This is a genomic window from Butyribacter sp., from assembly GCF_056818865.1.
In genome coordinates, this window is the sequence record NZ_DBLYGC010000032.1 from 20,912 (window position 1) to 27,630 (window position 6,719).

8 protein-coding genes are annotated in these 6,719 nt (G+C 34.7%); 3 read left to right on the forward strand and 5 right to left on the reverse strand.

All coding sequences use genetic code 11. From position 1 onward, the window contains the following. Positions 1-184: 184 nt before the first annotated feature. The 3 genes from ACZLXV_RS12330 to ACZLXV_RS12340 are packed head-to-tail and all read right to left on the reverse strand — an operon-like array spanning position 185 to position 2,058. Positions 185-988 (reverse strand): hypothetical protein, encoded by an 804-nt coding sequence (locus tag ACZLXV_RS12330; protein WP_482383613.1) that lies wholly within the window; start codon positions 986-988, stop codon positions 185-187. Further along, positions 982-1,674 (reverse strand): ABC transporter ATP-binding protein, encoded by a 693-nt coding sequence (locus ACZLXV_RS12335; RefSeq protein WP_482383614.1) that lies wholly within the window; start codon positions 1,672-1,674, stop codon positions 982-984. Before ACZLXV_RS12335 ends, ACZLXV_RS12330 begins: the two co-directional genes overlap by 7 nt. A gap of 18 nt (positions 1,675-1,692) precedes the next feature. Further along, positions 1,693-2,058 (reverse strand): GntR family transcriptional regulator, encoded by a 366-nt coding sequence (locus ACZLXV_RS12340; protein WP_022224695.1) that lies wholly within the window; start codon positions 2,056-2,058, stop codon positions 1,693-1,695. Positions 2,059-2,270: 212 nt separating this feature from the next. Here ACZLXV_RS12340 and ACZLXV_RS12345 point away from each other — a divergent pair, with 212 nt between their 5' ends. From ACZLXV_RS12345 to ACZLXV_RS12355, 3 genes are all read left to right on the forward strand, one after another. Next, positions 2,271-3,419 (forward strand): NAD(P)-dependent malic enzyme, encoded by a 1,149-nt coding sequence (locus ACZLXV_RS12345; protein ID WP_022224696.1) that lies wholly within the window; start codon positions 2,271-2,273, stop codon positions 3,417-3,419. Positions 3,420-3,423: 4 nt separating this feature from the next. Further along, the gene (mnmL, locus tag ACZLXV_RS12350; RefSeq protein WP_482383615.1) at positions 3,424-4,371 is read left to right on the forward strand and encodes a tRNA modification radical SAM protein MnmL/YtqA; all 948 of its coding nucleotides are present in this window, start codon (positions 3,424-3,426) and stop codon (positions 4,369-4,371) included. Between the two features lie 101 nt (positions 4,372-4,472). Next, on the forward strand, positions 4,473-4,994 hold the full coding sequence (locus ACZLXV_RS12355; protein ID WP_022224699.1) for a DUF4364 family protein: 522 nt from the start codon (positions 4,473-4,475) through the stop codon (positions 4,992-4,994). Between the two features lie 3 nt (positions 4,995-4,997). On the opposite strand, the gene ACZLXV_RS12360 is transcribed toward ACZLXV_RS12355, so the two are convergent. Both ACZLXV_RS12360 and ACZLXV_RS12365 read right to left on the reverse strand, forming a co-directional pair. Continuing rightward, positions 4,998-6,320 carry a sensor histidine kinase gene (locus ACZLXV_RS12360; protein WP_022224700.1) on the reverse strand — a complete coding sequence of 441 codons (1,323 nt, stop codon included), beginning with the start codon at positions 6,318-6,320 and terminating at the stop codon, positions 4,998-5,000. Beyond that, a partial coding sequence (locus tag ACZLXV_RS12365; protein WP_482383616.1) for a LytR/AlgR family response regulator transcription factor occupies positions 6,320-6,719 on the reverse strand: 400 nt, incomplete at its 5' end. The genes ACZLXV_RS12360 and ACZLXV_RS12365, both read right to left, overlap by 1 nt.

A 6,719-nucleotide genomic window follows, 5' to 3' on the forward strand; every position in this document is an offset into this window, starting at 1 on the left:
CTCCTTTACAAATACATTTTGATTTATTTTTAATTTGATAAATTATATTGACGATTCCGGGATTTTAATTTCACGATAGTGTCTGAATAATTTTAGCTAGTACATTTAATATCAATATACACAATCTTTTCGTATTTGTAAAGGACAGCTTTAAATGAAATATTTTCGCTATGGCTGATTTAACTTAGTCAAGATTAAGTTTTCTATTCAACAGAAATACACTCACAGCATAATATACTACAGTCATCACTATCATTATCACAAGGCTTCCACTAATCACATCTTTTACATAGCCCCCTATATTAACTACGTTAGTGACATCAGCACCAACAAATCCTCTAGATACTGATACTACTGCAAGCAGTACTATTGAAATCATCTGCATGATCAGATAACCTGCAAAGTATACAATAAAAGAGAGTATATCTTTATTCATTTTCTTTCCAAATGAATATCCTATTGTTATAGCTCCAAATATCTGGCTTATACCATATACCATTCCTACTGTCAGCGAAGCTGCAGTAAGCCACATACAAGCAGTGTCAAATCCGCTTTCTCTCATACTTTCCGTCATTTTTTTCAGGATTGTAAAACACCATGATAATTTACCTGTCGATACAGCCACTGTAATATAGGTTCCTGCCACATTTACAAGAAACAATATGAGTGCTGATAAGAATTTTCCGGTAAATATTTCTCCCTCACTTACCGGCAATGTATGTGTCAGATATCCTTCGTCTTTAAACATGTTTTTTCTGAAATGTAAAACACATGCCACCATTGTAACTCCAAATCCGGCTGCTATGCCTAAAATATGTAGCACGAACGTAAGCTCTTCCAACGCCATCCACTGAATTGCTCCCGGATATATCTTAGTAAATTTATCCATTATCAAGTGTAACATTGCTAACAGCAGTATAAAACTGTAAGTACCTGCAACAATTTTTATATTTGACTTTATATCATATTTTATAAGTTTTCTTAACATGAGAACACCTCCCTGAACAAAGCATCAACTGATTTTTTTTCTTCCATTCTAAGTTCATCCACATCCCTGTGGAACATCACTTTTCCTTCTTTTAAGAAAACCACCTCATCAAGTATCTGTTCAACATCCTGAATCAGATGTGTAGATATAATAACAGTAGCATCCTCGGAATAATTGCTTATAATCGTCTTTAAAATATAATCTCTTGCTGCCGGGTCAACGCCTCCCATCGGTTCATCAAGAAGATATAATTTTGCTTTTCTGCTCATGACCATAATAAGCTGGACTTTTTCCCTGTTTCCTTTTGAAAGTGATTTCAGTCTGCTCTCCCTGTCAAGACCGAGTTCATCAATCATTGCATTTGCTCTTTTAATATCAAAGTCCTCATAAAACTCTTCAAAAAATTTTGCTACGTCTCTAATTTTCATCCCCGGAGAAAGATAACCTCTTTCCGGAAGATATGATACAATTTTTTTCGTTTCCACTCCCACCTTTTTGCCATCTATTAAAACAGTCCCTTTATCCTGACGCAAAAGTCCACTCAATATTTTTATAAGTGTTGTCTTACCGTAACCGTTCGGACCAAGCAATCCGACAATCTTTCCGCTTTCCAGTTTAAGATTCAACTCATCCAACGCCCTTAAACCACCATAGTTCTTTGATAATTTCTCACATTCCAATATCATTTTATTCCACCCCCATTTTTAATTCTCACTTATATATTTTTTGAGAAGTTCTATTATCTGCTCTTTTGCATATCCCATCTTTTCCATTTGGACAACAAATGTCTTTATACATTCCATGGTCATCTCCTCCTGCAATTTATCCGTCTTTTCCTTACTGTCCGAAACAAAACGCCCCGCTGTTCTCTGAGAATAAACAAGACCTTCCCTCTCCAGCTCTGCAAGTGCTTTCTGCATTGTGTTCGGATTTACACCAGCCTCAAGTGCCAGCTCCCTGACTGACTTTAATTTATCTCCAGCTTTCCACTCCCCCGCTACTATACGCTCTTTTATCTGACTGATTATCTGCTGATAAATAGGCTGTTCATCATTAAATTTCCAAACCAATCATATATCCTCCTTTCCTCTCGTTGTATTATTGTATTACTCGCTTAGTACAATAATACTGTAATACAGTTTTCAAAAAAAGTCAACACTCTTTTATATTTTTGACCAAATATTTCAAATATGTTATTCTTATATTAAATAGATTTCCTATACACAAATAAAAAAATCAGGCAGCTGCCTGATAAAATAAAACCAAATGGAGGATATAAAAAATGACAAACAGCGAAAAAGCTATTGCACTTCACAAAGAATGGAACGGAAAAATTGACACGACACCTAAATGTCATGTGAAATCAAGAGAAGACCTTGCTATCGCATATACCCCCGGTGTTGCTGAGCCTTGTAAAATAATTGCTAAGGACAAAAAAGAAGCTTACAACTATACCATCAAATCTAATACCGTCGCCGTTGTTTCCGACGGAAGTGCTGTTCTTGGTTTAGGCAATATAGGTCCTGAGGCTGCTATGCCTGTTATGGAAGGGAAGGCTGTTTTATTCAAGGAGTTTGGTGATGTCAATGCATTCCCTATCTGCCTTGATACTCAGGATACAGAAGAAATTATTAAAACCGTAATAAATATTGCCCCTGCTTTCGGCGGTATCAACCTTGAAGATATATCCGCTCCAAGATGTTTTGAGATAGAGACAAGATTAAAAGAGGCTCTTGATATTCCTGTTTTCCATGATGACCAGCATGGTACTGCCATCGTTGTTCTCGCAGGTATAATCAATGGTCTTAAAGTTGTCGGAAAAACAAAAGAAGAATGCCATGTTGTTGTAAACGGTGCCGGTTCTGCCGGAGTTGCAATCACAAAACTTCTTCTCCGCTATGGTTTTAAAGATGTTGTGATGTGTGACAAATCAGGTATTCTCAGCAAAACAAGCGATGAACTCAACTGGATGCAGAAAGAAATGATGGAAGTCACAAACCTTACCGGCAAGACAGGCACTCTCGCAGATGCCCTTAAAGGTGCAGACATATTTGTCGGTGTATCGGCTCCAGGTATCGTTTCCGAAGAAATGGTTAAAAGCATGAATAAAGATGCAATTCTCTTTGCTATGGCAAATCCTGTTCCTGAAATCATGCCTGACGTTGCAAAGAAGGCAGGTGCAAGAGTTGTCGGAACAGGCCGTTCAGATTTCCCTAACCAGGTAAACAATGTTGTTGCATTCCCAGGTATTTTCAAAGGCGCACTTGAAGGCCACGCAAAACAGATTACTGAGGAAATGAAACTTGCAGCAGCTCTTGCAATCGCAGGTCTTGTAGATGAAAAAGACTTAAATGAGGACAACATCATGCCTGAAGCCTTTGACCCTCGTGTTGCAAAAGTAGTTTCTGAAGCAGTAAAGGCAAATATCTAATCTGATGAGAAAAAATAAATCAATCAAAAGATGGGGTGAAAAACCTTATTACTCTCTTGATTATTACTTAAAGGAAACATTTGGCGAAAAAACATATAAAGTTGCCCTTGACGGAGGCATGAGCTGTCCAAACCGTGACGGCACTGTCTCCACAGGCGGCTGTATATTTTGCAGCAATGGCGGTTCAGGTGATTTTGCAACCCTGAAAAATGCCAACAATGATGTGACCGTTCAAATCAATACAGCCATAAAAAAACTTGAGACAAGTAATAAATATGTCGGCAAAAAATTTATTGCATATTTTCAGTCATTTTCAAATACATATGCCCCTGTCACATATCTCGAAAATATATTTTCACAGGCGATAAAACATCCTGAAGTCTGTGCTTTGTCAATCGGAACAAGACCAGATTGTTTTAATGAAGATATATACAATCTTCTCGAAAAGTTAAACAAGATAAAACCTGTCTGGGTAGAGCTTGGTCTCCAGACAATACATGAAAAGACAGCAAAACTTATAAACCGAGGCTACCAACTGAGTGTATTTGAAAACTCTGTTCACGAACTAAGGAAAAGAAATATCACTGTTATTGTCCACGTCATAATAGGACTTCCCGGCGAAAAAGCAACGGATTTATATGAAACGATTGATTATCTTAACAAAATGGATATTCAGGGAATAAAATTGCAGCTTCTCCATGTTTTAAAAAATACCGCACTTGCTGATATGATGGGAAATTTTAAGATATTAACACCAGATGAATATATTGATATATTATGTGAATGTATAACAAGGCTCTCCCCGGACATCGTAATACACAGACTAACCGGAGACGGACCAAAAGATTTGCTTATAGCCCCCGAATGGAGCAAAAACAAACGATTGGTTTTAAATACCCTTAGCCACGAATTAAAGATACGTGAAATTTATCAGGGACAAAACTATATGTAATCTGTCAAAAATATATAATCTCACTCAAAAAACAAATGTACTCCCGGAATCTTCTGGACTAAGAATTTCAAGAGTACATCTAAAAGAAATGGAGGGTTTTAATGACACCGGAATCACGCAAGCTGTATAAACTTATAATACTTTATTTTTTAAGTCTGACAAGACAGCCAATGTCAAACGCTATTATTTCTGATTTTATATTACGAAATAATTATACTGATTACTTTTCAATTCAGGAAACTCTTACAAATCTCCTTGAAGACAATATGATAGAAAGCGAGCAGACACACTCAACATCATATTATAAGATAATGCCTGCCGGTCAGGAAATTCTTACATTTTTCGGGAAACAGCTTCCTGACGACACAAAAGCACAGATTAGAAAATATCTTTCTGAAAACAGGGTAAATATTGTCGAAAGTACATCTATTCACACTGATTACACTCATGTAAAAAATAAAGAGTACATCGCACGCTGTTCTTTGGTAGAACGTGGAAGCACTCTTTTGGAAGTTGCAATAAATGTCCCGACAGAGGAAGAAGCACTTCAGGTCTGTGAAAATTTCAAAAAAAAGAATGAAAAAATATATAGTTTCCTGTTTAGTGAATTGTCGGTAGAATAAATTCTACCGGCTTTTGTTTTCAGAGTAATGAATATCCATAGGTATTATGACAATAGCACTAAACTCTTCTCCACGAGGTTCAAATAAATACAATCCATTGTATTTTTCTGCAATTCTCACAACATTTTTAAGACCTATACCATGAAAAACTGCATTTTCTTTTTTAGTAGTTTTTAATATGTCTCCCTCTCTTTTTATCTCTCCGTTAAATGTATTCCATACAGAAACAATAAATTTATTATTTTCTATGACTATTTTAACTTTTATCATTTTCTTATCCAAACATTTTTCTACTGCTTCTATCGCATTATTTAATAAATTCGATAACAATAATATAATGTCTGTTTCTTTCATTGTAATTCCTGATAAATTATTAATCTTACATATAAATGATGCCCCTGCTTTTTTTGCCTCATAATATTTAGTATTCATTATAACATTGATAACCGAATTGTTTGTATTTATTACGTCCATTCCCCTCATATCTGCACCACTGGCTTCTTTTAGATAATCAGATAACTTTCTGTATTCCCCTTGCTCAAGTAACGCACTCATGTAAAGCAAATTATTTCTGTACTCATGTGAAATACTTCTTTGCTGCATAATTTTTTCTTCCCATGAATTATACATCTCCTGCTGTCTTTTTGCATCCATCTCAAATATAAGTCTTTCCTGTTTCAGCATTGCCTTTTCAGCAAGGTCATCCATAAAAAAAATTATAAGAATATTCATTGCAATAAGACTGACTAACACAACCCATGCAAATTGTATTTCACTTTCTGACTTCAAACCAACTCCGCATTTAAGTACACCTGCAATTGCCCCTGATGATATTAAGGGAAAAACCGAAAAAAATAAGACATCTCTGTCTCCACTGATATGAAAACATCTGTTACTCCCAATTTTTTTGAATATAAGCACAAATATAAGCAACACAGACTTACTCATCAATGTTACAAATGCATCTATATGACTTTGTCCATTCATATCAATCTGAAATACATCTCTGTCTATCAATATAGTAATCATATCAGCAGCTAAAAATATAAAATCAAATAATGTTGATATAATAACTGCATTTTTTAAACTTTTCTTTCCAATTACAATACTTCCAATTATAAAAACTATAATAATTGCCATTTGCTTTAAAAAAAAATTTTGTACAAATACACCATCTATAACAAATCCCACTGATGACATAACAAAAAGCCATATGATATGTACCCATTTCGGAAATCTCAACTTAAATTCCGAAAAAGCTGTGTTAAATATCAAAAAACTTGACATCTCAATAAATATCATCACATAGTTCTGATATACACTCATTAAATCTCTCCCTTTTGCCTTGCATATTCCAAAATAGCATTTTTATATCTCTGTTTTGAAACAGGAATTTCAATAGAATTTATCAGCTTAACACAATACCTTTTTATATCACATACATATTTCATATTAACAATAAAACTCTGATGAACCCTAACTAATTCCTCTGCCTTAAATTCTATTTCAATATCATCCATCTTTTTATAGATTGTATATATTTTATCTCTTCCATCCTCATAAACATGAAAACTTATTCTATGCAATGAACTTTCTATATACACTATATTTGAAATCATTACTTTTTTCGATTTTTCCTCAACAAAATCATAAATTACCTCATCACTTCTTTTACCGAGTTTTTCAAATATAGTATCCAAAGCCTCTTCTATATCAGATTTTATG